24 protein-coding genes are annotated in these 26,596 nt (G+C 66.2%); 11 read left to right on the plus strand and 13 right to left on the minus strand.

Annotated features, from left to right (window positions below; all coding sequences use genetic code 11):
- The 3 genes from ACX12D_RS13920 to ACX12D_RS13930 all read right to left on the minus strand — a co-directional run bounded on the left by ACX12D_RS13920 (window position 1) and on the right by ACX12D_RS13930 (window position 1,537).
- Window positions 1–921, minus strand: coding sequence for a polyprenyl synthetase family protein (locus tag ACX12D_RS13920; RefSeq protein WP_459371536.1), 921 nt, complete (start codon window positions 919–921; stop codon window positions 1–3).
- The gene (locus ACX12D_RS13925) at window positions 918–1,208 is read right to left on the minus strand and encodes an exodeoxyribonuclease VII small subunit (protein ID WP_459371537.1); all 291 of its coding nucleotides are present in this window, start codon (window positions 1,206–1,208) and stop codon (window positions 918–920) included. Before ACX12D_RS13925 ends, ACX12D_RS13920 begins: the two co-directional genes overlap by 4 nt.
- A gap of 182 nt (window positions 1,209–1,390) precedes the next feature.
- A complete protein-coding gene (locus ACX12D_RS13930) occupies window positions 1,391–1,537 on the minus strand; it encodes a hypothetical protein (RefSeq protein WP_459371538.1) in 147 nt (48 codons plus the stop codon).
- A 30-nt stretch (window positions 1,538–1,567) separates the two neighbouring features.
- On the opposite strand from ACX12D_RS13930, the gene ACX12D_RS13935 reads away from it, so the two are divergent.
- The 3 genes from ACX12D_RS13935 to ACX12D_RS13945 all read left to right on the plus strand — a co-directional run bounded on the left by ACX12D_RS13935 (window position 1,568) and on the right by ACX12D_RS13945 (window position 4,796).
- Entirely contained in the window at window positions 1,568–2,671 is a 1,104-nt protein-coding gene (locus ACX12D_RS13935) for an aromatic ring-hydroxylating oxygenase subunit alpha (RefSeq protein WP_459371539.1), read from the plus strand.
- A gap of 255 nt (window positions 2,672–2,926) precedes the next feature.
- The gene (locus ACX12D_RS13940) at window positions 2,927–3,847 is read left to right on the plus strand and encodes a DMT family transporter (RefSeq protein WP_459371540.1); all 921 of its coding nucleotides are present in this window, start codon (window positions 2,927–2,929) and stop codon (window positions 3,845–3,847) included.
- A 91-nt stretch (window positions 3,848–3,938) separates the two neighbouring features.
- Complete coding sequence (locus ACX12D_RS13945) at window positions 3,939–4,796, plus strand: sulfurtransferase (protein ID WP_459371541.1); 858 nt, start codon at window positions 3,939–3,941, stop codon at window positions 4,794–4,796.
- 30 nt (window positions 4,797–4,826) lie between these two features.
- Here the strand turns inward: ACX12D_RS13945 and ACX12D_RS13950 are convergent, their stop codons facing one another.
- From ACX12D_RS13950 to polA, 4 genes are all read right to left on the minus strand, one after another.
- Window positions 4,827–5,606: a ZIP family metal transporter gene (locus ACX12D_RS13950; protein WP_459374024.1), complete on the minus strand. Its 780-nt coding sequence runs from the start codon at window positions 5,604–5,606 to the stop codon at window positions 4,827–4,829.
- A 236-nt stretch (window positions 5,607–5,842) separates the two neighbouring features.
- Window positions 5,843–6,715: a dienelactone hydrolase family protein gene (locus ACX12D_RS13955; RefSeq protein WP_459371542.1), complete on the minus strand. Its 873-nt coding sequence runs from the start codon at window positions 6,713–6,715 to the stop codon at window positions 5,843–5,845.
- A 159-nt stretch (window positions 6,716–6,874) separates the two neighbouring features.
- On the minus strand, window positions 6,875–8,203 hold the full coding sequence (locus ACX12D_RS13960) for an NAD(P)/FAD-dependent oxidoreductase (RefSeq protein ID WP_459371543.1): 1,329 nt from the start codon (window positions 8,201–8,203) through the stop codon (window positions 6,875–6,877).
- Between the two features lie 199 nt (window positions 8,204–8,402).
- A complete protein-coding gene (gene polA / locus ACX12D_RS13965; protein ID WP_459371544.1) occupies window positions 8,403–11,201 on the minus strand; it encodes a DNA polymerase I in 2,799 nt (932 codons plus the stop codon).
- A gap of 4 nt (window positions 11,202–11,205) precedes the next feature.
- Between polA and ACX12D_RS13970 the strand changes: the two genes are divergently transcribed.
- From ACX12D_RS13970 to ACX12D_RS13985, 4 genes are all read left to right on the plus strand, one after another.
- On the plus strand, window positions 11,206–12,144 hold the full coding sequence (locus ACX12D_RS13970; protein WP_441634457.1) for an LOG family protein: 939 nt from the start codon (window positions 11,206–11,208) through the stop codon (window positions 12,142–12,144).
- A gap of 215 nt (window positions 12,145–12,359) precedes the next feature.
- Window positions 12,360–12,794 (plus strand): hypothetical protein, encoded by a 435-nt coding sequence (locus ACX12D_RS13975; protein ID WP_459371545.1) that lies wholly within the window; start codon window positions 12,360–12,362, stop codon window positions 12,792–12,794.
- A 217-nt stretch (window positions 12,795–13,011) separates the two neighbouring features.
- A complete protein-coding gene (locus tag ACX12D_RS13980) occupies window positions 13,012–13,995 on the plus strand; it encodes a homoserine kinase (protein ID WP_459371546.1) in 984 nt (327 codons plus the stop codon).
- A 5-nt stretch (window positions 13,996–14,000) separates the two neighbouring features.
- Window positions 14,001–14,801 carry a BPSS1780 family membrane protein gene (locus tag ACX12D_RS13985; RefSeq protein ID WP_459371547.1) on the plus strand — a complete coding sequence of 267 codons (801 nt, stop codon included), beginning with the start codon at window positions 14,001–14,003 and terminating at the stop codon, window positions 14,799–14,801.
- Between the two features lie 25 nt (window positions 14,802–14,826).
- Here the strand turns inward: ACX12D_RS13985 and ACX12D_RS13990 are convergent, their stop codons facing one another.
- A complete protein-coding gene (locus ACX12D_RS13990; RefSeq protein ID WP_459371548.1) occupies window positions 14,827–15,630 on the minus strand; it encodes an amidohydrolase family protein in 804 nt (267 codons plus the stop codon).
- Window positions 15,631–15,781: 151 nt separating this feature from the next.
- Here ACX12D_RS13990 and ACX12D_RS13995 point away from each other — a divergent pair, with 151 nt between their 5' ends.
- Together ACX12D_RS13995 and ACX12D_RS14000 are read left to right on the plus strand one after the other, a co-directional pair.
- Window positions 15,782–16,549: a GntR family transcriptional regulator gene (locus ACX12D_RS13995; RefSeq protein WP_459371549.1), complete on the plus strand. Its 768-nt coding sequence runs from the start codon at window positions 15,782–15,784 to the stop codon at window positions 16,547–16,549.
- Between the two features lie 69 nt (window positions 16,550–16,618).
- Window positions 16,619–17,596 carry a tripartite tricarboxylate transporter substrate binding protein gene (locus ACX12D_RS14000; protein ID WP_459371550.1) on the plus strand — a complete coding sequence of 326 codons (978 nt, stop codon included), beginning with the start codon at window positions 16,619–16,621 and terminating at the stop codon, window positions 17,594–17,596.
- Between the two features lie 30 nt (window positions 17,597–17,626).
- On the opposite strand, the gene ACX12D_RS14005 is transcribed toward ACX12D_RS14000, so the two are convergent.
- Complete coding sequence (locus ACX12D_RS14005) at window positions 17,627–19,993, minus strand: UvrD-helicase domain-containing protein (RefSeq protein ID WP_459371551.1); 2,367 nt, start codon at window positions 19,991–19,993, stop codon at window positions 17,627–17,629.
- Between the two features lie 322 nt (window positions 19,994–20,315).
- Here ACX12D_RS14005 and ACX12D_RS14010 point away from each other — a divergent pair, with 322 nt between their 5' ends.
- Both ACX12D_RS14010 and galU read left to right on the plus strand, forming a co-directional pair.
- Window positions 20,316–23,183 carry a valine--tRNA ligase gene (locus ACX12D_RS14010; RefSeq protein ID WP_459371553.1) on the plus strand — a complete coding sequence of 956 codons (2,868 nt, stop codon included), beginning with the start codon at window positions 20,316–20,318 and terminating at the stop codon, window positions 23,181–23,183.
- Between the two features lie 52 nt (window positions 23,184–23,235).
- Window positions 23,236–24,114, plus strand: a complete 879-nt coding sequence (galU, locus tag ACX12D_RS14015; protein ID WP_459371554.1) for a UTP--glucose-1-phosphate uridylyltransferase GalU — start codon at window positions 23,236–23,238, stop codon at window positions 24,112–24,114.
- Between the two features lie 90 nt (window positions 24,115–24,204).
- On the opposite strand, the gene ACX12D_RS14020 is transcribed toward galU, so the two are convergent.
- The 4 genes from ACX12D_RS14020 to ACX12D_RS14035 all read right to left on the minus strand — a co-directional run bounded on the left by ACX12D_RS14020 (window position 24,205) and on the right by ACX12D_RS14035 (window position 26,523).
- Window positions 24,205–24,432: a sulfurtransferase TusA family protein gene (locus ACX12D_RS14020; RefSeq protein WP_043348346.1), complete on the minus strand. Its 228-nt coding sequence runs from the start codon at window positions 24,430–24,432 to the stop codon at window positions 24,205–24,207.
- A gap of 105 nt (window positions 24,433–24,537) precedes the next feature.
- On the minus strand, window positions 24,538–25,125 hold the full coding sequence (locus tag ACX12D_RS14025; protein WP_459371555.1) for an NUDIX domain-containing protein: 588 nt from the start codon (window positions 25,123–25,125) through the stop codon (window positions 24,538–24,540).
- A gap of 66 nt (window positions 25,126–25,191) precedes the next feature.
- On the minus strand, window positions 25,192–26,223 hold the full coding sequence (locus ACX12D_RS14030; RefSeq protein ID WP_459371556.1) for a threonine aldolase family protein: 1,032 nt from the start codon (window positions 26,221–26,223) through the stop codon (window positions 25,192–25,194).
- Window positions 26,224–26,334: 111 nt separating this feature from the next.
- Window positions 26,335–26,523, minus strand: coding sequence for a 4-oxalocrotonate tautomerase (locus ACX12D_RS14035; protein WP_043348354.1), 189 nt, complete (start codon window positions 26,521–26,523; stop codon window positions 26,335–26,337).
- Window positions 26,524–26,596: the final 73 nt, after the last annotated feature.

Raw genomic sequence — 26,596 nt, forward strand, 5'->3', positions numbered from 1 at the left:
TCAATTCGAGCGCAGCACGATGAGATCGGCCAGTTCGCCCAGGCGTCGGGCGCGCGCGCCGAACACCACCAACGCTTCGTGCGCCGTGACCCGAAGCTGCTCCGCCAGCTGGCGTGCAGGCTCGAGCCCCATCAGCGACACGTAGGTCGGCTTGTCGTTTGCCGCGTCCTTGCCGGCGGTCTTGCCCAGCGTGGCGGTATCCGCGGTCACGTCGAGGATATCGTCCACCACCTGGAACGCCAGGCCCACGGCTGCGGCGTAGCGGTCGAGCGCGGCCAGGCCGGCTTCATCCACGGCACCGCAGCAAGCGCCCATGCGCACGCTGGCGCGCAGCAACGCACCGGTCTTCATGCGGTGCATGCCTTCCAGTTCGTCCAGCGACATGGCCAGGCCGACATGCTGCAGGTCGATCGCCTGCCCGCCTGCCATGCCCACCGAGCCGGAGGCCCGGGCCAGTTCCGCTACCAGGCGCAGGCGCGCGGCGGCGTCGAGCGAGGCCAGCGAGGCCGATTCGGCCAGCACCACGAAAGCCTGGGTCTGCAGCGCGTCGCCCACCAGCAGCGCCGTCGCTTCATCATAGGCCCTGTGCACGGTGGGACGGCCACGACGCAAATCGTCATCGTCCATGCAGGGCATATCGTCATGCACCAGCGAATACGCGTGGATCATCTCCACCGCGCTGGCGGCCGCGTCACAGGCCTCGGGGGCAGCACCCGCTACTTCACCGGCCGCGTGCACCAGCAAGGGGCGAACCCGCTTGCCACCGCCGAGCACAGCATACCGCATGGCTTCGTGCAGCGTGCAAGGCACTGTCTCCACAGCCGGCAGCCCGGCGTCGAGCGCGGCCTCGGTCCTGGCGCCCGTGGCGCGCATCCACCCGGCGAAATCGCCGGCTTCGGTAGTTTGTTGCGACTCGCTCATTCCAGGTCTCCGGTGTCGGTGGCCATGGGCTTGAGCACATCGCCGTCCAGCACTTTAACCTGTTGTTCCACGCGTTCGAGCATCTGCTGGCAGTACCTGACCAGTTCGGCCCCGCGCTTGTACGCGGCCAAAGAATCTTCCAGCGGCAAGGCGCCGCCCTCCATGCTGGCTACCAGCGCCTCCAGTTCGGCCATGGCGGCCTCGTAGGAGACGGGCGGCGCGGAGGCGGACCGCTGGTCGGTCGCGGCCGGATCGGTCTGGGCCGGGGAGCTCGTAGTCTTTGGCATTGCGGACATTGAATCTGGGGAAGCTGGGATTTTACGCCAAAGCGGGGCATTGCCCGCATCCCATGCAACAGGGGGCATCGACAGCGTTGCCGGAAAGTGACTTGTGCGCTTGGGTCGTCTTTCCGAATGCGCCCCGAACGACACCTCCATGACGACCCGGGTCGACTTTTTCGCTAAAAAGGCTAAATAATCAGTCCCTTAACTTTTTCGCTCGGGTACAATCCGCGGTTCGTCAGCGCGATCTCCATCCTTTCGGTCCGGAAGCGGGCCAGGGCGCGGCTGACTGTCTTTCCCATATCGATTTCTTTTTCGATGGTTGGGTTGTTCACTGCTTTCGCCTGTCATAGGGAGTGGGGATAATGTCCAATCTCAGCACCGCGCTGAAACTGGTGCCGGCTGATACGCAGTTGCCCGTAAACGTCTACATCGACGAGGCACTGCATCAACAAGAACTGGAACTGCTGTTCAAGAAGGGCCCGGGCTATGTCGGCCACGAGCTGATGGTCCCCGAAACGGGCGATTTTCAGGCGCTGGCCGCCGAGGACGAGGGCCGCATCCTGGTACGGAATGCCGACGGGATCGAGCTCATGTCCAATGTCTGCCGCCATCGGCAGGCCATCATGCTCAATGGCCGCGGCAATGCGAAGAACATTGTCTGCCCCTTGCACCGCTGGACCTACGACCTGAAGGGCGAACTGCTCGGCGCGCCGCATTTCGCCGAGCGTCCGTGCGTCCACCTGAACCGCTCGCCGCTCCAGAACTGGAATGGCCTGCTGTTCGAGGGGCAGCGCGACGTTCGCGCCGACCTGGCCCGCCTGGGCGTAGCCGAAGATCTGAACTTCGAAGGCTACCTGCTCGACCACGTCGAGATCCACGAGTGCAACTACAACTGGAAGACCTTTATCGAGGTCTATCTGGAGGACTACCACGTCGTGCCGTTCCACCCGGGCCTCGGGAGCTTTGTCTCCTGCGACGACCTGAGCTGGGAATTCGGCGACTGGCACAGCGTCCAGACGGTCGGGTTGCACGCGGGCCTGAAGCGCCCGGGCAGCCCTACGTACCAGAAGTGGCATGAGGCCGTGCTGCGCTTCAACAACGGCGTGCTGCCCAAGTACGGCGCGATCTGGCTCACCTACTACCCCAACATCATGGTGGAGTGGTATCCGAACGTGCTGGTGGTCTCCACCCTGCACCCGCTCGGGCCGAACAAGACGCGCAACGTCGTGGAGTTCTACTACCCCGAGGAAATCGCGCTGTTCGAGCGCGAGTTCGTCGAGGCCGAGCGCGCCGCCTACATGGAAACCTGCGTCGAGGACGACGAGATCGGCGAGCGCATGGACGCCGGGCGCCGGGCGCTGGCCAAACGCGGCGTCAGCGAGACCGGCCCATACCAGTCGCCCATGGAAGACGGTATGCAGCACTTTCATGAATGGTATCGCCGCGCCATGTCCTTCACGGACTGACCCGCCAGCCAAGGCCCAGCGGGCCGCAGCATCGGCACCACAGTGAAGAATCAAGCAAAACGGACCGCCCAGGCGGTCCGTTTTGCCTTTGGTGCGGTGCACACTCGCTGATACAATCGCCGCTTCCGGTGTGCGCCCGGCGCCTCGCCGCCTGCCTTGCCGGCCATCCGCCCCATGCGGAGCCTTTCGCGATCCAGTTCCCCGCCCCCGCCAGGAGCCGCTTCGCGCGCTGTCCATTCTTCCTTTCGCCCCACCATGCAATCGCTCTGGATGCTGTTCGCCGCCTTCGCCTTCTCGTTAATGGGGGTGGGCGTCAAGCTGGCATCCGAGATCTATGCCACGGGCGAGATCGTGTTCTATCGCAGCCTGATCGGCGTGATCATCATGTGGACGGTGCTGGCTTCGTCGGGCACGTCGGTGCGTACGCCGCACATGGCCATGCATATCAAGCGCAGCCTGTTCGGCGTGACCGCCCTGCTGCTGTGGTTCACCTCGATCACCATGCTGCCGCTGGCCACGGCGATGACCCTGAATTACATGTCGCCGGTCTGGATCGCGCTGATCCTGGGCGCCGGCGCAGCCTTGACCGGCACCGGCGGCGCGGACCGCAAGCTGATCGGCGCCATCCTGATGTCGTTCGGTGGCGTCATCTGCCTGTTGCAGCCGTCCGTCGGCCATAACCAGCTCACCGGCGGCCTGATCGGCCTGATCTCCGGCATGTTCACCGCGCTGGCCTATGTCGAGGTGCGCCAGCTCGGCCAGCTGGGCGAGCCCGAAGGCCGCATCGTGTTCTATTTCTCGGCAGTCGGGATGGTGGTAGGCCTGGCCTGGATGCTGTACACCGGCCCGAGCCCCCACACCTGGCGCGGCGCGGGCCTGCTGCTGGCGATCGGCATCCTGGCCACGCTTGGCCAGACCGCGATGACGCGCGCCTACAAGCGCGGCAACACGCTGCTCACCGCCAACCTGCAATACGCCGGCATCGTGTTCTCCAGCCTCTGGGGCATGATTGTCTGGCGCGACCAGCTCAATTGGCTGTCCTGGGTCGGCATGGCGCTGATCATCGCCAGCGGCATCGCCACCACGCTGACCCGGGCGCGTGAAGGCTCCAACCGGCAGCCAACCGCCGATACCCCGGTCAAGTCGGCCGAGGCGGAAGTGCACCCCGAGGTGTAGCATCTGGGGGCGGCGGACCGTGCTCGCTCCGCCCCTCCACCGCGCCTGCCCGTGCCGTTGCGGCGCAACGATCCCAACCCAAGGTTACGCCATGTTCACCACCCTGATCTCCAGCCAGGACCTGCGCGCGCTGCGCGAAGACGGCAGCCGCCACAGCGTCGTGATCGACTGCAGTTTCGACCTGGCCAACCCGGCCGCCGGACGCGAGGCCTATCACGTGGGCCACCTGCCCGGCGCCTTCTACCTGCACCTGGACAACGAGCTGTCCGGCGAGAAAACCGGCACCAACGGCCGGCACCCGTTGCCGGACCCGGACACGCTGACCGCGCGCCTGCGCGTGCTGGGCGTGAACGAAGACACCCAGGTCATTGCCTACGACGCGCAGGGCGGCATGTACGCGGCGCGCGCCTGGTGGCTGCTGCGCTGGCTGGGCCACGGCGCGGTGGCCGTGCTGGATGGCGGCAAGAATACGTGGGTGGCGGCGGGCCTGCCGCTCGAGGCAGGCAACACGCCAGAGCCCGAAACCCCGGGCAACCTGACGCGCAAGGCGGCGCTGGTGGCCACGGTGGACGCCGGCGCCGTGCTGGCGAACCTGGCAAATCCGGCCCGGCTGGTGGTGGACGCCCGTGCGGCAGACCGCTTCCGTGGCGAGAATGAAACGCTGGACCCCGTAGGTGGACATATCCCGGGCGCGGCCAACCGCTTCTTCAAGGACAACCTGGGGGAGAACGGCAGCTTCAAGCCGGCTAGCGCGTTGCGCCAGGAGTTCGGGCAGGTGCTGGGCAGCAAGCCGGCCAGCGAGGCGATCATGCAGTGCGGATCGGGCGTGACCGCCTGCCATAACCTGCTGGCACTGGAAGTGGCCGGCATGCCGGGCGCGGCGCTCTATCCGGGCTCATGGAGCGAGTGGTGCGCCGACCCGGCGCGGCCAGTGGCAAGCGGGGCCTGATGGCGAGCGGCGCAAGCCGCCCGGGCCAGCTTATCGGGCGGCAGCCGCCACGCCATGCGCATGGCCATGCGCTTCGTGCACGCCATTGGTGATGAAGAAGATAGCGCAGATCCCGGTGGCGACCAGCACAACCTGGATGATCGACTCGCGCCAGCGCGGCTTGCGCTGCATCTGCGGCATCAGGTCGCTCACGGCGATATAGACGAAGCTGCTTGAAGCTATCACCAGCACGTAGGGAATCCAGCCGCTCATCTGGTCGAGCAGGTAGTACCCCACCACCCCGCCGGCGATGGCCGCCAGGCTGGACAGCAGGTTAAAGGCAAAGGCGCGCGCCTTCGAGAACCCAGCGTTGAGCAGCACGATGAAGTCGCCCACCTCCTGCGGGATCTCGTGCGCGGCGATGGCCAGCGCGGTGACCAGGCCAATATGCGGATCCGCCAGGAAGGCCGCGGCGATCACGATGCCGTCGGCGAAATTGTGGAAGGTATCGCCCACCAGGATGGTCATGCCGCTACGGCCAGCTTCCTCGCGGTCATGGCCGTGGTGGTGGTGGTGCCCATCGCCCTCGTGATGATGCGAGTGGCGCAGCAGCGCGACTTTCTCCAGCAGGAAGAAACCGAGCAGGCCGGCCAGCAGGGTACCGAACAAGGCTCGCGGATCGGCGCCGGACTCGAACGCCTCGGGCAGGGAATGCAGCAGCGCCGTGGCCAGCAGCACCCCCACCGAGAAACTCACCATGCGCTCGACCACGCGGGAGGCCACGGTCAGCGACAGCAGCGCCGCGCCAAAGATACTGCCCACCCCCGAGATGGTGGCGGCAAGCAGGATGTAGACAAGCGTGGAATCGATGATGGGCTCCCGGGATCGGCTTTTCCGTTCTTAGGGAGCAGCATCGATCTCAAACGCAACACGGTTGCAAGAAACGAAGCCCGCATTGTACGTAGGTTGCAGCCGGTTTTGCAAATCCCGTGGCACAGGCCGATCCTGGCTGCGGGCGCGGCAGCGCCGCACCCTGCCGCAAATGCGTGCCAGGACGTGCCCGCGCCTCAAACCCCGTGCTGCTTGAACCAGGCCAGGCAACGCTGCCAGCCGTCCTTGGCATCCGCTTCCCGGTAGCTCGGGCGGTAGTCCGCGTTGAAGGCATGGCCGGATTCCGGGTAGACCACGAACGAGGAAGCCTTGGCAAAGGGGTCGCTCGATGCCGCCAGCGCCGCCTTCATCTTCTCGACCTGTTCCTGCGTGATGCCGGTGTCCTTGCCGCCGTAGAGGCCCAGCACCGGCACCTTGAGCTGGCCGGCCAGGTCGATCGGGTTGCGCGGCTTGATCGGGGTCGGCTCGCCCACCAGCTGGCCATACCAGGCCACGCCTGCCTTCACCTGCTGGCTGTGCGCGGCGTACAGCCAGGTAATGCGCCCGCCCCAGCAGAAGCCGGTAATGGCCAGGCGGCTGGTGTTGCCGCCGTTGGCCTTGGCCCAGGCTACCGCAGCATCGAGATCGCCCATCACTTGTTCGTCGGGGACCTTGGAGATCAGCTTCGCCTGCAGTTCCTGGATGGTGCCGAAGCTGCTCGGGTCGCCCTGGCGCGCGAACAGCTCCGGCGCGATGGCGAGGTAGCCCAGCTTGGCAAAGCGTCGGCAGATGTCGGCGATGTGCTCATGCACGCCGAAGATCTCGCTCACCACCAGCACCACCGGCAGGCTGGTCTTGCCTTCCGGCTGGGCGCGGTACGCCGGCATGCTGAAGCCGCCCGAGGAAATCGTCACCTCGCCGGCGGTGAGGCCGGCGAAATCGGTCTTGATGGCCTGTGCCATCACGGGCAAGGCTGCTGCGGCAAAGGCCGAACCCAGCGCCGTCTTGACGAACGCGCGGCGGTCAAAGGACTGGCTGGGTACGAGGCTGTCGACTTCTGGCTTCAGCATGCGGTCTCCTGTCTGGCGTGGATGGCGAATCTGGATGGACAGCGCACGGCGCGGCACAGCCGCCGTGGCGAGATCCGATTCTAAGCAAACATGGAGTCCAGCGCACGCGGCCGGCAAGCGGGGCGATTCGCAGTGCGATTCGCCCTGCGCCGGCGCGTGTCAGTGCAGCTTGACGCGCGGGCTGGTCTTGCTGCGCAGCCAGTGGGTCACGGTATCGAGCCCCATGCCCACGGCGCCGTGCAACGCCATGACGTGCATGCGGTACAGCGAGCTGTACATCACGCGCGCCATCAGCCCTTCGATAAACATGGAGCCGCCGATCAGGCCGCCCATCAGGCTGCCGACCGCGCTGAAATGGCCCAGCGACACCAGCGAGCCCAGGTCCTTGAAGGCAAACGACGGCAGCGGCTTGCCGCCCAGGCGCGCGCGCAGCGCGCCGTAGAGGAACATGGCCTGCTGGTGCGCGGCCTGGGCGCGCGGGGGGACCGCGCCCTGCTTCTCGGGCCAGGGGCAGCTGGCGCAATCGCCAAAGGCAAAGATATCGGGATCGGCCTCGCTTTGCAGCGTGGGCTTGACGATGATCTGGCCCATGCGGCTGACCGGCAGGCCCAGGGTGGACAGCACCGCCGGCGCGGTAATGCCGGCGGCCCACACCGTCAGGTCGGCGTCGACCCGCTTGCCGCTGGCGGTCAGCACCGCGTCCTCGGTGACTTCGGTCACGCGCTCGGCGGTGAGGACTTCGATATCGAGCTTGTGCAGCAGCTTGGTGGTTTCGGTGGACACGCGCTCGGACAGCGCGGGCAGGATGCGCGGGCCGGCCTCGATCACGTGGATGCGCACATCGCGGCGCGGATCGAGCTGATGCAGCCCGTAGGCGCTGAGCACATGCGCGGTATTGCGCAACTCGGCGGAGAGCTCGACACCGGTGGCGCCGGCACCGATGATGGCGACGTCCACGCGCGGCCGGTTGTCCTCGCCGATGCGCCCGCGCCCGTTCTGGGCGCGCACGCAGGCCGAGATCAGCTTGCGGCGGAAGCGCTCCGCCTGGTCCACGGTGTCGAGCGCGATGGCGTTCTCGGCAGCGCCGGGCACGCCGAAGAAATGCGTGACGCAGCCAATCGCCAGCACCAGGGTGTCATAGGAAAGATCGCGTGCGGGCAAGAGCTCCGTGCCGTCGAGGTCGACGCAGGCCGCCACCGCGATGGTCTTGCGATCCCGGTCGATGCCGGTCAGCTCGCCTTGCTGGAATTCGAAATGATGCCAGCGGGCCTGCGCCACGTATTCAAGCTGATGGGTGTGGGGATCCATGCTGCCGGCGGCAACTTCATGCAGCAGCGGTTTCCAGATATGCGTGGGGGAGCGGTCCACCAGCACGACCTGCGCGGCCCCGGACTTGCCGAGCTTGTCGCCCAGCCGCGTGACCAGCTCCAGCCCGCCTGCTCCTCCTCCGACTACGATGATGCGATGCGCCCTTCCCTCTGTGCTCATGATCTACCCAGTGTCGTCGATATTCTTTTGCGGGGCCTGACGCGAGCCAGTGACCTCGGCTTTTCATCAGTCTGCTGCACAGCAGCACAACTGGCAAGACGCCATTCACCGATTCAGCGGTCGCTTCAATCGAAACCAGGATGCAGGAATACCGGGACGGGTGCAATCCCGGGGCGGCCCCGAAGGCCACCCCGCGCGCTTAGTGGGCCTCCTCCCAGTTGCTGCCGGCGCCAACCTCGGCCACCAGCGGCACACGCAGTTCAGCCACGTTGCACATCAGTTCCGGCAACTTCACCTTGACCAGCTCCAGCTCGGCCTGCGGCACTTCCAGCACCAGTTCATCGTGCACCTGCATGACCTGGCGCGTGCCCAGGCCATCGCGTTCCAGCCAATCCTGCACCGCGATCATCGACAGCTTGATCAGGTCGGCGGCAGTACCTTGCATCGGCGCGTTGATGGCGGCGCGCTCGGCGCCCTGGCGGCGCGGGCCGTTGCCGCCATTGATGTCCGGCAGCCACAGGCGGCGCCCGAACACGGTCTCGACAAAGCCCTGCTCGCGCGCGGTCTGGCGCGTTTCTTCCATATACCGCGCCACGCCGGGATAGCGCATGAAATAGCGGTCGATGTAGTGCTTGGCAGCCTCGCGCTCGATGCCGAGGTTGCCGGCCAGGCCGAAGGCGCTCATGCCGTAGATCAGGCCGAAGTTGATGACCTTGGCATAGCGGCGCTGCTCGCTGCTGACGGCATCCGGCGCCACGCCGAAGATCTCCGCGGCGGTGGCGCGGTGCACGTCCTCGCCCTCGGCGAACGAGCGCATCAGGTTCTCGTCGCCAGAGATATGGGCCATGATGCGCAACTCGATCTGCGAGTAGTCGGCCGACACGATCACGTTGCCCGGCCCGGCGATGAAGGCCTCGCGGATACGCCGGCCTTCCTCGGTGCGCACCGGGATGTTCTGCAGGTTGGGCTCGGTGGAAGCCAGCCGGCCGGTCACCGCGGTGGTCTGCCCGTAGCTGGTGTGCACGCGGCCGGTGGCCGGGTTGACCATCTTCGGCAGCTTGTCGGTGTAGGTGGACTTGAGCTTGGCCAGGCCGCGGTAGTCCAGCAGCAGCTTGGGCAGCGGGTAATCCTCGGCCAGCTTCTGCAACACTTCTTCGTCGGTGGACGGCGCGCCGCTGGCGGTCTTCTTGACCACCGGCAGCTTCATCTGGCCGAACAGGATCTCGCCGATCTGCTTGGGCGAGCCCAGGTTGAAAGGCTGGCCCGCGGCCTCGTACGCGGCCTGCTCCAGCGTCAGCATGCGCTGGCCGAGCTGCGTGCTTTGCGCGCCCAGGCGCTCGGCGTCGATCAGCACGCCGTTGCGCTCTATCTTCTGCAGCACCACCGAGACCGGCATCTCGATCTTTTCGTAGACGTAATGCACCCCCGGCAACGCCTCGACCTGCGGGTACATATTGCAATGCAGGCGCAGCGTGACGTCGGCATCCTCGGCCGCGTACTCGGTGGCGCGCGCGATGTCGATCTGGTCAAAGCCGATCTGGCTCGCGCCCTTGCCGCACACTTCCTCGTAGCTGATGGTCTTCAGGCCGAGCAGGCGCTCGGCCAGGCTGTCCATGCCATGGTTGCGGTGGGACGCCAGCACGTAGCTCTGCAGCATGGTGTCGTGCACGATGCCGCGCAGGCTGATGCCGTGATTGGCAAAGACATGCGAATCGTATTTCAGGTTCTGGCCGACCTTGCCGCGCGACGGGTCTTCGAGCCAGGCGCGCATGCGCGCCAGCACGGCCTCGCGCGTGAGCTGGCCATTGGCTTCCAGGCCCACCACATCCGGGCCGCGGTGCGCCACCGGGATATAGCAGGCTTCGCCCGGCTCGATCGACAGCGAGATGCCGACCAGTTGGGCCTGCAGCGGGTCCAGCGAAGTGGTCTCGGTATCGATGGACACCAGCGGCGCGGTTTCGATGCGCCGCATCCAGGCCTCCAGCGCCGCCTCGGTGGCGACGGTCTCGTAGCGGATCTGGGCCGGGGCTGGGGCACTGTCGAACAGGCCGCCCTGGGCCGGGCCCGCATCGGCGCCGGCCGCAGGCGCCGCCGCGCTTGCGCGCGCCTGGGCGCGCGGGTTGGGCAGGCTTTCGCCGGTGGCCTCGCGCAGCCAGGTCTTGAAGCCATAGCGCGCAAAGAAGTCAATCAGCTTGTCCTTGTCCTCGCTGCTGCCCTCCAGCTGGTGGAAGTCGGCCAACGAGCTCGTCAGGTCGCAATCGGTCTTGACCGTCACCAGCTCGCGCGCCTTGGGCAGCCACGCCAGCGTGTTGCGCAGGTTCTCGCCCACCACGCCCTTGATGCCGGGGGCATTGGCCATGACATCGTCGAGCGTGCCGTACTCGGCCAGCCATTTGACCGCGGTCTTGGGGCCCACCTTGGGCACGCCGGGCACATTGTCCACGGCGTCGCCGATCAGCGAGAGATAGTCGACGATGCGCGCCGGCGGCACGCCGAACTTGGCGGCCACGCCGGGCGGGTCGAGAATCTCCCCGCTCATGGTGTTGACCAGCGTGACGTGGTCGTCGACCAGTTGCGCCAGGTCCTTGTCGCCAGTGGAGACCACCGTGCGCATGCCTTCGGCGGTGGCCCGGCGCGCCAGCGTGCCGATCACGTCGTCCGCCTCCACGCCTTCCACCACCACGATGGGCCAGCCCAGCGCACGCACCGCTTCGTGGATCGGCTCGATCTGCTTGGCCAGGTCCTCGGGCATCGACGGGCGATGCTCCTTGTAGGCCGGATACAGGTCGTCGCGGAAGGTCTTACCCTTGGCGTCGAACACGCAGGCGCTATACTCTGCCGGGAAATCGCTGCGCAGCTTGCGCAGCATATTGATCATGCCGTAGATTGCCCCTGTGGGCAGGCCCTCACCGTTCCTCAGGTCCGGCAGAGCGTGATACGCACGATACAGATAGCTCGACCCATCGACGAGCAAGAGTGTTTTTGGACTATCCGACATTCCCATGGACTCAAAATTGACTGGTGCCGCCGCAGGCGGTGCGAACGCCGCCCCCCCTTCCGACGCAGCCGGCGCCGATAACCCGGCGGCAGCCCTCAAGCAGGCCGCGCATGGCAGTATTACCACCGCGGCCGATATGGACGTGAACGTGACGGTCAGCGCCGCTGCCGATGGCCCGGGAGATACGTCTCCCGCCGCCGGCATCCGCGCCAACCCACGCAAGATGATTCCCAGCCTGCGTGCGCTGGCCGACGAAGACCGCGCGACTGCAAAGAAGGCGCGCGCTTCGTGGCAAATGTTCACGATTATGGCAGAGTTCATCGAGGCGACCGAGTACCTTTCGGAGATCCGCCCGGCGGTATCGATCTACGGCAGCGCGCGCCTGCGCGAGGATTCGCCTTACTACCAGCGCACCATCGAGATCGCCCGCCTGTTCTCCGACGCCGGCTTCGCGGTGATCTCGGGCGGCGGCCCGGGCATCATGGAGGCGGCCAACAAGGGCGCCCACGCGGGCAAGTCGGCCAGCGTGGGCCTGAACATCGAGCTTCCGCACGAGCAGCAAGGCAATCCCTACCAGGACATCGCCATGCGCTTTCGCCACTTCTTCACGCGCAAGGTCACCTTCGTCAAGAACTCGGACGCCTTTATCGTGATGCCGGGCGGTTTCGGCACGCTGGATGAGCTGGCCGAAGTGCTGACGCTGGTGCAGACCGGCAAGTCCCGCGCCGTGCCGGTGGTGCTGTTCGGCAGCCGCTTCTGGAAGGGCCTGCTTGACTGGTTCCGCTTCACGCTGCTGCCGATGGGCCTGATCGCCGAGCATGACCTCGACCTGATGAAGATCGTGGACGAGCCGCATGAAGTGCTCGAAGCGGTATATGAATACTACGAGCAGCGCGGTGGCGACAACCCGATCCCGCCCAAGGAAGAGATGTTCTACCTGTAAGCCAGGTAGAACAGGCCCAACAGGCCCGCCAGCCCGCTTCCAGGCGCGCCGCCCGCCCCGCAAAGGTGCCCGCAGGGTCACCGCGAGCGGCCCGGCGCGGGCAGGAATTGCTAGAATGGAAGCCTGACACACTGCCAAAGCCCGGCGCCGCCGGGCTGCAGCGCCATTTGTGGCGCAGCATGCCCCCGGCCTGCTGCACCGCGCAGGAGCCATCAATGACCTCCCCCTCACTCCTGGCCACCGCCCGCGCGCAAGCGCCGGAGCCGCTTGGAGCCCCCCGTCCGGCCGCCGTCCGCGTGCTGGCTTTTGCGGCACTGGTGGCGCTTGGCGCCCCGGCCGCGGTGATGGCGCAGCCGGCCGAGCAGGCAGGCGGCGCGCTGACCCAGCAAGAGCTGAACCAGATCAACAACAAGCCGATCACCTCGCCGGCCAAGACCCAGCTGAACCAGCCTCGCGAACCGAGCTTCCAGCTCAATGAGCGGGATGGCACCCAGATCCGGGAATACAAGAACAAGGGCCAGGCCACCGATATCGAGGTCAAGTCCGGCATGGGCACCAAATACCAGATGAGCAAGCCGGAAGACAGCTCGCCGAAGATCCGGGACCACGATACGAACCGCGTACCATCGGTCAAGGTGCTGCAATTCTGAGCACCGGGCGCCAGGTTTTGGAATCCCGGCTTGCGCACCCTGATTTTCGCGTCCGTTCTTGTGTTTCCGCTGCCTGGTTTCTGCTGTCTTGTTTCTGATTTCCCACGACCCCGCCAGATGATCACGGCGGGGCCGCGCCGGCGCTTCCGGCATCCATGCCGCGAAAGCCAAGCTCTGCTTGCGCCCGCCGCCATCCGTTTCGATTCACACAAAGAGTATGGCCGTATTCACCACGGTCTCGCCGGACGAGATCGCCAGTTGGCTCCTTGATTACAACCTGGGCGAAATGCGCGACTTGCGCGGCATTGCCTCGGGCATCGAGAACAGTAATTTCTTCCTGACCATGGAGCAGGACGGTGTCACACGCGAGTACGTGCTGACCATCTTCGAGCGCCTGACGTTCGAGCAACTGCCGTACTACCTGCACCTGATGGCCCACCTGGCCGCGCACGACATCCGCGTGCCGGCGCCCATCCCGGGCCGCGACGGCGAGATCCTGCGCGCCCTCAAGGGCAAGCCGGCGGCCATCGTCACGCGCCTGCCGGGCGGCTCGCAGCTGACGCCTGGCGTGGGGCACTGCGCCCAAGTGGGTGACATGCTCGCCCGCATGCACCTTGCCGGCCAGAGCTATCCGCGCCAGCAGCCCAACCTGCGCAGCCTGCCGTGGTGGCAGCAAACGGAAGGCGAGATCCTGCCCTTCCTGGATGCCGGCCAGCAGGCGTTGTTGCGCGAGGAACTGGCCCACCAGACCGCTTTCTTCGGCGGCGCGGAGTACGCGGCGCTGCCCGGCGGCCCTTGCCATTGCGACCTGTTCCGTGACAACGCGCTGTTCGAGGATGGCCCTGCCGGGCAGGAGAAACTGGGGGGCTTCTTCGATTTCTACTTCGCCGGCAACGACAAGTGGCTGTTCGACCTGGCCGTCACCGTCAACGACTGGTGCATCGACCTGGCCAGCGGCGCGCTCGACGCGGCCCGCGGCCAGGCCTTGCTGCGGGCTTATCATGCCGTGAGGCCGCTGGGCCCCATCGAGGCGCAGCACTGGCGCGACATGCTGCGCGCCGGCGCATTGCGCTTCTGGATTTCCCGCCTGTGGGACTTCTACCTGCCACGCGAGGCCGACATGCTGCAACCGCATGACCCGACCCACTTTGAACGCATCCTGCGCCGGCGCATCGAAGCCGCCGCGCTGCCCTGGACCTGACCGTCATGCAATTACTGGAAGTCTCCGCCAAGGAAGGTTATGTCTGGTTCCGCCAGGGTGTCTGGCTGTTCCGCAAGAACCCGCTCGCCTTCCTGATGCTGTTGTTTGTCTACCTGATCGCCGCGCAACTGGCCGTGTTCGTGCCGTTGATCGGCATCATCGCGCTGCTGGTGGTCACCCCGGGCCTGTCGGTCGGCATCATGACCGCCTGCCGCGAGGTGATCCTGAACAAGCGCGTGCTGCCGACCGTATTACTGGCGGGATTTCGCGGCAACGGCAAGCAAGCGAGCCGCAACCTGCTGGTGCTGGGCGGCATCTATGCAGGCCTGGTCTTCGTGCTGAGCCTCATCGCGGGCAGCCTCGTGGACATCAGCACGCTGGTGCCGATCCTGCTCAAGGAAGAAGCGCCGTCGGCGGAATCCGTGCGGCAGCTTTACTTCGCGCTGATGATCGGGGCCGCGTTGTACACGCCGATTGCCATGCTGTTCTGGTTTGCGCCGCTGCTCACCGCGTGGCACAACGTGCCGCCGGTCAAAGCACTGTTCTTCAGCTGGACCGCGTGCTGGCGCAACCGTGGCGCGTTCCTGGCCTATGGCTTGGTGTTCGCGGTCTTGCTGGTGGCGGTGCCTTTTTTCCTTGAGGCGTTGTTCGGCGCATTGGGCGCTGAGGCGGTGCTGTCCTTCCTGGTCACGCCGTACTCGCTGCTGATGCTCGCGATCATGTATTGCTCGTTCTACGCCACCTACCGCGGCTGCTTCAATGTCGTGCCGGAAGAAGCCGGCGGCAGGCCGGACATGGCCGCCTGAGGGCGGGTCACGCGGGTCACCCGGCTCACGCGGCTCGCAGGCCGAACAGCCGGGCCGCGTTTCGGTCCGGCGCCTCGCGCAGCGGGCCCAGCCACTCCCACACCTTGCGCTGCAGGCCGGCATAGCCGGCCTCGGCCTCGTGATTGGTCCAAGGCCAGTCCGATCCCCATAGCAAGCCTTGCTCGCCGAGGCAGTGGTGCCAGGCAGCCACCACGCCTGCCAGGTCCGCCGTGTCCGCCATATACGCCGCCAAGCGATACGGCGCACTCAGCTTGACGTAGACCTCCCTCTGCCCGCGCCAGTGCGCGGCGCAAGCCAGCATCGGCGCGTCGGCCTGCGCGCCAGGCGCGGGCTTGCCAAAATGATCCAGCACCAGCGCAATCGGCACCGCCGGCAGCCAGGCCCGCAGTTCGTTGAGCCGGCCCGGATCGGTGTGCAGCTCCAGGTGCCAGCCCAGCGCGTGGGCCGCCTCCAGCAGCGCGGGCCAGCGCGCATCGCGCCATGATGCGTCGTTGTGCCGCCCCACCATATTCCAGCGCAGGCCACGCACGCCCAGGCCGTGCAGCCGCGCCAGCTCGCCGGCGGATGCCTCCGGGCCCACCACGCAAACACCACGCAGCGCGGGCGAAGCCGCCAGCGCTGCTTCCAGCTCGCTGTTGTCGCAGCCGAAAAAGCTTGGCTGCACCACCACGCCCGCGCGCACGCCATGCGCCCCGGAGATGGCTTGCCACTGCGCCAGGCTGGCGCCGTAGGCGGGCCGGTAGCGCGCCCCGCCCACGGCGGGGGCATCGGCGGAAAACACGTGGAAATGGGAATCGATCTGGAACATGTTCTGGCCCAAGGAACGGCGCGTGCCGCCATGAATGGTAGCGCCGGTTGACACCCGCGCCCCTCCATTCTATGCTCTAGTCCTATAGATGACTAGAGTTCACCCCTCTCCCCGAACAGGCGCCGCCGCCGGGGCACGCATGGAGACACGAATGCCAGACCGTTCCGCCCTGCCCGACCCGACGGGAGCCGGCCTCGACGCCTCGCCAGCCAGCCTGGCGGCGCCGCGCTGGGCCCGCATCGCGACCGCGCTCAAGGGCCGCATCCTGGCCGGCGAATGGGCTTCCGGCACCGCCATTGCGGCCGAGAGCGCACTGGCCGAGCACTACGGCGTGGCGCTGGGCACCATGCGCGCCGCCATCCAGGCACTGGTGGACGAAGGCTTGCTGGAACGCGTGCATGGCCGCGGCACCTTTGTGCGCGGCGCGCTGACCGGCGCCACCATGGCGCGGTTCTTCCGCTTTGGCGATGCCGGCTCGGAGATCCCCGAGTCGCGCATCGTATCGCTGCGCACGCTGGCGGCGCCGGCGGATGTCGCGGTGCAGCTTGGCCTGGCTGCGGGCACGCCGGTACTGCGCGTACTGCGCCAGCGCGGCTGGGAAGGCCAGGTCCGCCTGCTCGAGACCATCTGGCTGCCGGCGCCGCTGTTTAGTGCGCTGGCCACGCTCAAGCCGGCCGAGTTCGCGCCCCTGCTCTACCCGATGTATGCCGAGCGTTGCGGCGTCACGGTCGGCCGCGCCGTCGACGACCTGCGCTTCACCCGGCTGGGCGCGCGCGAGGCCGCCCAGCTGAGCTTGCCAGAGGGCCATCCCGCGCTGGCGGTCAGCCGCGTGGCGTTTGACCTGGCGGGCCGGCGCGTGGAGTTCCGCCAGACGCTGGGCAATGCCGACGATTTCCACTATCGCGCCGAGGTTCGCTGAGCCCGCGCGCGGCGCCACCGCAAGCGCGGGCCGGCGCAGCACCCAGACCTACACATCCCGAGGAGACCCATGCGATTCCCGATCCGTCTTTGCGCCACCGCCCTGTGCTGGCTCGCCGCCGGCACCTGCAGCCTTGCGCACGCGCAGGCCTGGCCCACGGCCAAGCCCATCCGGCTGGTGGTCACGTACGCGCCCGGCGGCGGCGCCGACACCATGGCCCGCATGATCTCGCCGCGCCTGGGCCAGGAGCTGGGACAGACCATCGTGGTGGACAACCGGCCCGGCGCGGGCGGCCAGATCGGCACGGACCTGGTCGCCAAGTCCGCCCCGGATGGCTATACGGTGCTGCTCGACGCCGCCTCGTTTGCCGCCAACCCTTCGCTCTACAAGCGGCTGCCCTACGACCCGGTCAAGTCCTTCGCCCCGGTCTCGGTGCTGGCGCTGTATCCCAACATGCTGGTCGTGAACCCACAGTTCCCGGCCAAGACCACGCAGGAGCTGATCGCGATGGCACGCGCCAAGCCAGGCAGCATTGCCTATGCGTCCTCGGGCAACGGTTCGGCCCAGCACCTGGCGGGCGCGCTGTTTGCGCAGCGCATGAAACTGGACCTGCTGCACGTGCCCTACAAAGGCGGCGGCCCGGCCATGGCCGATGTGATTGCCGGGCAGGTGCCGGTGTTCTTTGCCAACACCGCGTCGGGCCTGCAGCATGTGCGCGCGGGCAAGCTGCGCGTGCTGGGCGTGACTGGCGCCAAGCGCACGGCCATCCTGCCGGACACGCCAACGCTGGCCGAGGCAGGCGTGCCGCACTATGAGGTCTACGAGTGGAATGGCGTGTTCTTGCCGGCGGGCACGCCGCCGGAGATCGTCAAGCGCCTGTCGGATGCGATCCGCAAGGTCATCAACCTGCCGGAAAATCGCGAGCGCGTGACCAGCCTGGGCGGGGAGATCGTGGCCGGCACGCCCGCCGAGGCGGCGAAGTTCATCCAGGCCCAGACCACCGAATGGGCCAAGGTGATCAAGGAAGGCCACATCCAGCTGGACTGATCCCTCCGCCTGGCCCGGGTGCCCGTCCGCTCAGTCGATCGGGTCCAGCTTGGCGACCGACAGCACCAGCCATTTGGCGCCGTGGCGCTTGAACTTGATATTCGCGCGGGCGGCTTCGCCCTCGCCTTCCAGCCCGGCGATCACGCCTTCGCCAAACTTGTTGTGGAACACGCTCTGGCCAATGCGCAAGCCGGAGCCGGCCTGGCGCTTGGCGTCGGCATAGCCGTTGCCGGTGTCCATGCCGCCGGTAGGCTGGGTGCCAGAATAGGGAACGTCCTCCGCCTTCTTGAACCAGTCGCGGCCCCAGCCGCCCTCGTTCTGCTGGCGGCGCTGCGAGCCACCGCCGCCGCCATAGGCCTGCGCAGGCGGCATCAGCCACTTGAGCGATTCCTCGGGCAGCTCCTCGAAAAAGCGCGAGCGCACGTGGTAGCGCATCTGCCCGTGCAGCACGCGGCTTTGCGCGAACGAGAGATAGAGGCGCACGCGCGCACGCGTGATGGCCACGTACATCAGGCGACGCTCCTCCTCCAGCCCGTCGGCCTCCGTGGCGCTGTTCTCGTGCGGGAACAGCCCTTCTTCCAGCCCGGTGATGAAGACCGCGTTGAACTCCAGCCCCTTGGCGGCATGCACCGTCATCATCTGCACGGCGTCCTGGCCCGCCTGCGCCTGGTTGTCGCCGGCTTCCAGCGAGGCATGGGTGAGGAAGGCCACCAGCGGGGTCATCACCACCGGCAGCGCCTCGGGATCCAGCACCTGCTGCGCCTGGTCGCCCTCGGCCAGCGCGGGCAGCGGCTGCGCGCCATCGCGCCCGACCGGAATCGCGCTGGCCAGCGCGTCCAGCCCAAAGCCTTCCTCCGTCACGAACGCCTGCGCCGCCGTCACCAGTTCCTGCAAGTTCTCGATGCGGTCCTGGCCTTCTTTTTCAGCGCGGTAGTGCGTGATCAGGCCGCTGGTGTTGGTCACGTACTCGACGGTTTCCGGCAGCGTCATGCGGCGCGTCTCGGCACGCATCTGCTCGATCAGCCGCACAAAGGCGCCCAGCGTGCTGCCGGCCTTGCCGGGCACGAAGGCCACGGCTTCGGCCAGCGAGCAGTCGTACTGGCGCGCCGCATCCTGCAGGGCTTCCAGCGAGCGCGCGCCGATCCCGCGTGTGGGGAAATTCACCACGCGGCCGAAGGCAGCGTCGTTGCGCGGGTTTTCCAGCAACTGCAGGTAAGCCAGCGCGTGCTTGACTTCGGCACGTTCGAAAAAGCGCAAGCCGCCGTACACGCGATAGGAAATGCTGGCCGAGAAGAGCGCGTGCTCGATCACCCGCGACTGCGCATTGCTGCGGTAGAGGATGGCGATCTCCGAGCGGCTCATGCCCTGCGCGATCAGGTCACGGATTTCCTCCACGATCCAGCCGGCTTCCTGGCCATCGGTGCCGGCCTGGTACACCCGCACCGGCTCGCCGTGGCCGGCATCGGTGCGCAGGTTCTTGCCCAGGCGGCGCGAATTATGGGCAATCAGGTGGTTGGCCGAATCCAGGATGTGGCCATGGGAGCGGTAGTTCTGCTCCAGCTTGATCATGTGGCGCACGCGGAACTCGTGTTCGAAGTCGCGCATGTTGCCGACATTGGCGCCACGGAACGCGTAGATGCTCTGGTCGTCGTCGCCAACCGCGAATACCGCGGCCGGATTCTGCGTGCCGAAGCCGGCCAGCATCTTGAGCCACTGGTACTGCAGCACGTTGGTGTCCTGGAACTCGTCCACCAGCACATGGCGGAAGCGGTGCTGGTAGTGCTGGCGGATCGCGTCGTTGTAGCGCAGCAGCTCGTAGCAGCGCAGCAGCAGCTCGGCGAAGTCGACCACGCCTTCGCGCTGGCACTGCACATCGTAGGCGGCGTAGAGATCGACGAAGCGGCGGTTGAAGTCGTCGTTGGCCTCCACGTCGGCCGGGCGCAGGCCTTGCTCCTTGGCGTTGTTGATGAAGTACTGCAGGTTCTTGGCCGGGTACTTCTCATCATCCACGTTCAGCGACTTGAGCAGGCGCTTGAGGGCGGAGAGCTGGTCCTGGCTGTCGAGGATGGCGAAGGTCTGCGGCAGGCCGGCGTCGCGGTAATGCGCGCGCAACATGCGGTTGCACAGCCCGTGGAAGGTGCCGATCCACATGCCGCGCGTGTTGATCGGCAGCATCGAGGTCAGCCGCGTCATCATTTCCTTGGCGGCCTTGTTGGTAAAGGTCACCGCCAGCAGGCCGGCGGGCGACACCCGGCCGTTCTGGATCAGCCACGCGATGCGGGTGGTCAGCACACGCGTCTTGCCGCTGCCCGCGCCAGCCAGGATCAGCGCCGGCTCGTCAGGCAAAGTGACGGCGGCTAGTTGTTCAGCATTGAGATTGGCAAGCAGGTCGGACATCGGGGAGGCCTTGTGGAGTGCCCCGAATTATACCGGGGCGCCCCTCGTGCCCGTGCGGCGCCCGCTGCCGCACGGGGGGATGGCCCGGCAGCGGGCCGGGAACCACGCAAAACGGCACAAAACAGCACGGCGGATCCCCTCGCGAGCGGTAAGCAGAGCACTTTCCGGCAGGGCAAAGCACCGGCAAAATGACGCCACGCGTCCGAGCCCGGGCCGAAATCGCGCCCCCCCCACCCGCCTCCCCTATAATTTGACGTTTTCCCGGCGCGTTTCCCCTGCCCGCCTGGCCCGCAGAATCCGACGTAATCATCGACATCCGAGCATGACCGCCCAAGACCAGTCCCTTGCCAAGAGCTTCGAACCCGCCGCCATTGAGGCCAAGTGGGGCCCAGAGTGGGAGAAGCGCGGCATCGCGAAGCCGACCCTCGACCCGGACCGTCCGGACTTCTGCATCCAGCTGCCGCCGCCCAATGTGACCGGCACGCTGCACATGGGCCATGCCTTCAACCAGACCATCATGGACGGCCTGGCCCGCCATGCCCGCATGAGCGGCGCAAACACCCTGTGGGTGCCGGGCACCGATCACGCCGGCATCGCCACCCAGATCGTGGTGGAGCGCCAGCTGGAAACGCAGGGCGTATCGCGCCATGAGCTGGGCCGCGAGAAGTTCGTCGAGAAGGTGTGGGAGTGGAAGGAAGAGTCCGGCTCGACGATTACGCGCCAGATCCGCCGCATGGGCGCGTCGATCGACTGGAGCCACGAGTACTTCACGATGTCGCCGGAGATGTCCAAGGCGGTCACCGAAGTCTTCGTGCGCCTGTTCGAGCAAGGCCTGATCTACCGCGGCAAGCGCCTGGTCAACTGGGACCCGGTGCTGGGCACCGCGGTGTCCGACCTGGAAGTGGACAACGTCGAGGAAGATGGCTCGATGTGGCACATCCGCTATCCGCTGGCCGAAGCCGATGCCGTGCACGGCCTGACCCACCTGACGGTGGCCACCACCCGCCCCGAGACCATGCTGGGCGACGTGGCCGTGATGGTGCACCCGGAAGACGAGCGTTATGCGCACCTGATCGGCAAGTTTGTGCGCCTGCCGCTCACCGGCCGCGATATCCCGGTGATCGCCGACGACTACGTCGACCGCGAATTCGGCACCGGCGTGGTCAAGGTGACTCCCGCCCACGATTTCAACGACTATGCGGTTGGCCAGCGCCACAAGCTGCCGCAGCTGTCCATCCTGACGCTCGACGCCAAGATCGTCGCCGACGCGCCCGCCGCCTATGCCGGCCTGGACCGCTTCGAGGCGCGCACCCGCATCGTGGCGGACCTGGATGCCCAGGGCCTGCTGGCCGAGGTCAAGAAGCACAAGCTGATGACGCCGCGCAGCGAGCGCACTGGCAGCGCCATCGAGCCGATGCTGACCGACCAGTGGTTCGTCGCCATGAGCAAGCCGGCGCCGGAAGGCACCTTCCACCCGGGCCGCTCGATTGCCGAAGTGGCGCTGGACGCCGTGCAGAGCGGCGAGATCAAGCTGATCCCCGATAACTGGAACAGCACCTACAACCAGTGGCTGGAGAACATCCAGGACTGGTGCATCTCGCGCCAGCTGTGGTGGGGCCACCAGATCCCGGCCTGGTACGACGAGGCCGGCAAGTGCTTCGTCGCCCGTACCGAGGAAGAGGCGCAGGCCCAGGCGCGCGCGGCCGGCAGCACCGGGCCGCTGCGCCGCGAGGACGATGTGCTCGACACCTGGTTCTCCTCGGCCCTGGTGCCCTTCTCGTCGCTGGGCTGGCCCGCCGAGACGCCGGATTTGCAACATTTCCTGCCGTCGTCGGCACTTGTTACCGGTTACGACATCATCTTCTTCTGGGTGGCGCGCATGGTCATGATGACCAAGCACTTCACCGGCAAGGTGCCGTTCCATACCGTCTATGTGCACGGCCTGGTGCGGGATTCGGAAGGCAAGAAGATGAGCAAGTCCGAGGGCAACACCCTGGACCCGGTCGACCTGATCGATGGCATCGAGCTCGAGCCGCTGCTCAAGAAGCGCACCACCGGCCTGCGCCGTCCCAAGGACGCGCCCAAGATCGAGAAAAAGACCAAGAAGGAATTCCCCGATGGCATTCCGGCATTTGGCGCCGATGCCCTGCGCTTCACCTTCGCCTCGCTCGCCACGCTGGGCCGTAACATCAACTTCGACACCGGCCGCTGCGAAGGCTATCGTAACTTCTGCAACAAGCTGTGGAACGCCACGCGCTTCGTGCTGATGAACACCGAAGGGCACGACTGCGGCATGGGCCCGTGCAGCAACGACTGCGGCCCCGACGGTTACCTGCATTTCTCGCAGCCGGACCGCTGGATCGTGTCGCTGCTGCAGCGCGTGGAAGCCGAAGTGGAAAAGGGCTTTGCCGAGTACCGCTTCGACAATATCGCCAGCGCCATCTACAAGTTCGTCTGGGACGAGTACTGCGACTGGTACCTGGAACTGGCCAAGGTCCAGATCCAGAACGGCACCCCAGCACAGCAGCGCGCCACTCGCCGCACGCTGTTGCGCGTGCTGGAAACCGTGCTGCGCCTGGCCCACCCGATCATCCCCTTCATCACCGAAGAGCTGTGGCAAAAGGTAGCGCCGCTGGCCGGCCGCGCCAAGGGCGACGGCAGCGAGACGCTGGCGCTGCAGGCCTATCCCCTGCCCGCCATGGCAAAGGTCGACGAGGCCGCCGAGCAATGGACCGCGCAGCTCAAGGCCGTGGTCGACGCCTGCCGCAACCTGCGCGGCGAAATGAACATCTCGCCGGCCCAGCGCATTCCGCTGTACGCGGAAGGCGACAGCGCGTTCCTGACGTCGGCCCAGGCTTATGTGCAGGCACTGGCGAAACTTTCGGAGGTCAAGGTGTTCGAAGATCAGAATACCTTGATGGCGGAAGGTGCCGGCGCGCCGGTGGCCATCGTGGGCGGCAACCATCTGCTGCTGAAGATCGAAATCGACGTGGCCGCGGAACGCGTGCGCCTGTCCAAGGAAATAGAGCGCATCAGCGCCGAACTCGGCAAGTGCCGTGGCAAGCTGTCCAACGAGAGCTTTGTCGCCAAGGCACCGCCCGCCGTTGTCGCGCAAGAAACCCAGCGTTTGTCGGATTTCGAACAGACGCTGGTCAAGCTGCAGGATCAACTACAGCGTTTGCCGGCATGAGCTTTGCATCACCAGCAGGGTTGTCTACACCGAATTGATAAGGAAAACCGATATGGAAACCCGCGTCACCAAGGCTGTCTTCCCGGTAGCCGGTCTCGGCACTCGTTTTTTGCCGGCTACCAAGGCAAGCCCGAAGGAAATGCTGCCGGTGGTCGACAAACCCCTGATCCAGTACGCCGTGGAAGAAGCCATGGCTGCCGGCATCACCGAGATGATCTTCGTCACCGGCCGCTCCAAACGCGCCATCGAGGATCACTTCGACAAGGCCTATGAGCTCGAAGCGGAGCTCGAGGCAAAGAACAAGCAGGCCCTGCTCAGCTTGGTGCGCTCGATCAAGCCATCGCACGTGGAGTGCTTCTATGTGCGCCAGCCCGAGGCGCTCGGCCTTGGCCATGCCGTGCTCTGCGCGGAAAAGCTGGTGGGCGACGCACCGTTCGCCGTGATGCTGGCCGATGACCTGCTGGATGGCGATCCGCCGGTCATGAAGCAGATGGTTGACATGTACGGCCACTACAACTGCTCGGTGCTGGGCGTGGAAGAGATCGCGCCGGAGCAGAGCCGCTCCTACGGCGTGGTGGATGGCCGCGAATGGGACGAAGGCGTGATCAAGGTGTCGGACATTGTCGAGAAACCTGCACCCGAGAATGCGCCGTCCAACCTGGGCGTGGTCGGCCGCTACATCCTGACCCCGCGCATCTTCGACCATATCCGCAACCTCAAGCCGGGCGCGGGCGGCGAGTTCCAGCTCACTGATGCCATCCAGTCCCTGCTCAGCCAGGAACAGGTGCTGGCCTATCGCTACAAGGGCGTGCGCTACGACTGCGGCAGCAAGCTGGGCTACCTGAAGGCCACCGTGGAGTTCGCGCTCAAGCACCCGGAGGTGATGGACGAATTCAGCACCTACCTGCGCGCGCGCGCCAATAGCATCTGAGTGCCTGAAGATCTGGAGCCATGAAAAAAGCCGCAAAACGCGGCTTTTTTCATTTGGCGCGGGGCGCGCCCGCGTCGCGCTGTCGCCGATTCAACGCCGGCGCATGTAGAACACGAACACCTTGTCCACTTCCTGGTGCGACAGCAGCTCGTTGCCGGTCTGCTTGGCAAACGCCTGGAAATCCCGCGTGGCGCCGGGATCCGTGGCGAGAATCTTGAGAACGTCGCCGCTGGGCATGTCGGCCAGCGCCTTCTTGGTGCGCAGGATCGGCAGCGGGCAGTTCAGGCCGCGCGCATCCACTTCTTTCTGGAACTCCATTCCTCTCTTCCTTGGTTCTGTGCGCTCAGGAGCCGGCATGGCCCATGGTGGCCGTTTTAGGGCCATTGGGACCGTGCCTGCCGCTGTCGCATCGATGACTGATGATTATGGCCGGTATTGTAGCGAAACGCCCGGCTGCCCCTGGCCATCGCGCCGGCGCGGGTCGGGAATGTCCTCGCCGGTCTGGCGATCGAAGAACCGCACCGGATGGCCACGCGAGGCCAGCCAGTCCGCCACCGCGAAGCCCGTGCCCGCCGACCAGATCCGCATGTCCTCCGGCGCCACCAGCTTGTAGTCGACCAGCTCCTCGGACAACGCGATGGTGCCGCTCGCCTGCACATGGTAGGCAATGATCAGCTCGTTCTTGCGCATGAACTCGTACACGCCGATCAGCGATACCGAATGCGCGTCCAGGTTGGTTTCTTCCTTGAGTTCCCGCGCCACGCCCTGCTCCGGCGTCTCGTCGCGCTCCATGAAGCCGGTCACCAGCGCAAACATTTTTTCCGGCCACGCGGCGTTGCGCGCCAGCAGCAGCTTGCCTTCATATTCCACCACCGCGGCCAGCACGGGCAGCGGGTTGTTCCAGTGGACAAAGCCGCACTCTGGCTGGATGCAGGCATCACGTTCGCGCCCGGAATGCGGCAGCAATTCCAGCGGCGAGCCACATTGCGGACAGTATCGGTAAACGGCCATGCGGGAGCTCCTGTCTTTGTTGTTTTGTTGTCTTGTTATGTTGTCATTTTATAAGGACGGCGGCATTCACGCACCGCAGGCCACGCGCATATCCGCGGCCAGCGCCTCGACGGTTTCCGGCTGCAGATCCCACGAGCACATGAAGCGGCAGCCGCCGGCACCGATAAACGTATAGAAGCGCCAGCCCTTGGCACGCAGCGCCTCGATGGCCGCGAGCGGCAGCTCGGCAAAGACGGCGTTGGACTCGGTCGGGAACATGATGCGCACGCCGGGGATGCTGGCGATGCGCTCATGCAGCAACTGCGCCATGGCATTGGCATGACGGGCGTTGCCGAGCCACACATCGTTCTCGAGCAAGCCCAGCCACGGGGCCGAGATAAAACGCATCTTGGAAGCCAGTTGCCCGGCCTGCTTGACGCGGTAAGCAAAGTCCTCGGCCAGCTTGCGGTCGAAGAACACCACCGCCTCGCCCACCGGCAGGCCGTTCTTGGTGCCGCCGAAGCACAGCACGTCCACCCCTGCGCGCCAGGTGATCTCCGACGGATGCACGCCGAGTGATGCCACGGCGTTGGCAAAGCGCGCGCCGTCCATGTGCACGCGCAACTGGTGGCGCCTGGCGATGGCGGCAATGGCTCGCACTTCCTCCACGGTGTACACCGTGCCGACCTCGGTCGACTGCGTCAGCGACACCACCTTGGGCTTGGGATAGTGGATATCGGAGCGGCGCGTCACCAGCGCTTCCACCGCATCGGGCGTGAGCTTGCCGTTGGCGCCCGGCGCGGTCAGCAGCTTGGAGCCGTTGGAGAAAAACTCCGGGCCGCCGCACTCATCGGTCTCGATATGCGCCAGCTCATGGCAGATCACCGAGTGGTAGGACTGGCACAGCGCCGACAGCGCCAGCGAGTTCGCCGCGGTGCCGTTGAAGACGAAAAACACCTCGCAATCGGTCTGGAACAGCTCGCGGATCCGGTCGCAGACTTTTTGCGTCCACGAATCGTCGCCATAGGCCTGCTCGTGGCCGCTGCCGTTGGCTTCGAGAAAATACTTGAGCGATTCCGGACAGAAGCCGGCGTAGTTGTCGGAGGCGAAATGCTGCATGGGGAGATCCGTGGCGGGTGGCGTGGCGCGTGCCATGGGCGTCGGGGCTTGTGGCCTTTGGCCCGGGGCGGCTTTTGGCAGGGGGCGGTCTGTTGCGAAGCTGCGTGTGGCTTACTTCTTGTCAGCCCACAACTGGCCGCCGGTGGACCAGTTCTCGCGCTTGATGTCGGTGATGATGATATCCACGGCCGAGGCCGAGCAGCCGAGCGTCTCGCAGGTGACGCGGGTGACTTCCTCGACCAGCTTGCGCTTTTGCTCGATGGTGCGGCCTTCGAAGAGTTCTACGTGGTAAGTCGGCATGGCTTGTTTCCTGTTTCCTGTTGTCGTTTTGTTTTTCGTTGTCCGTTGCGGATTGCCCTGGCGATGCGCGGAG

This window comes from Cupriavidus sp. PET2-C1 (assembly GCF_054515855.1).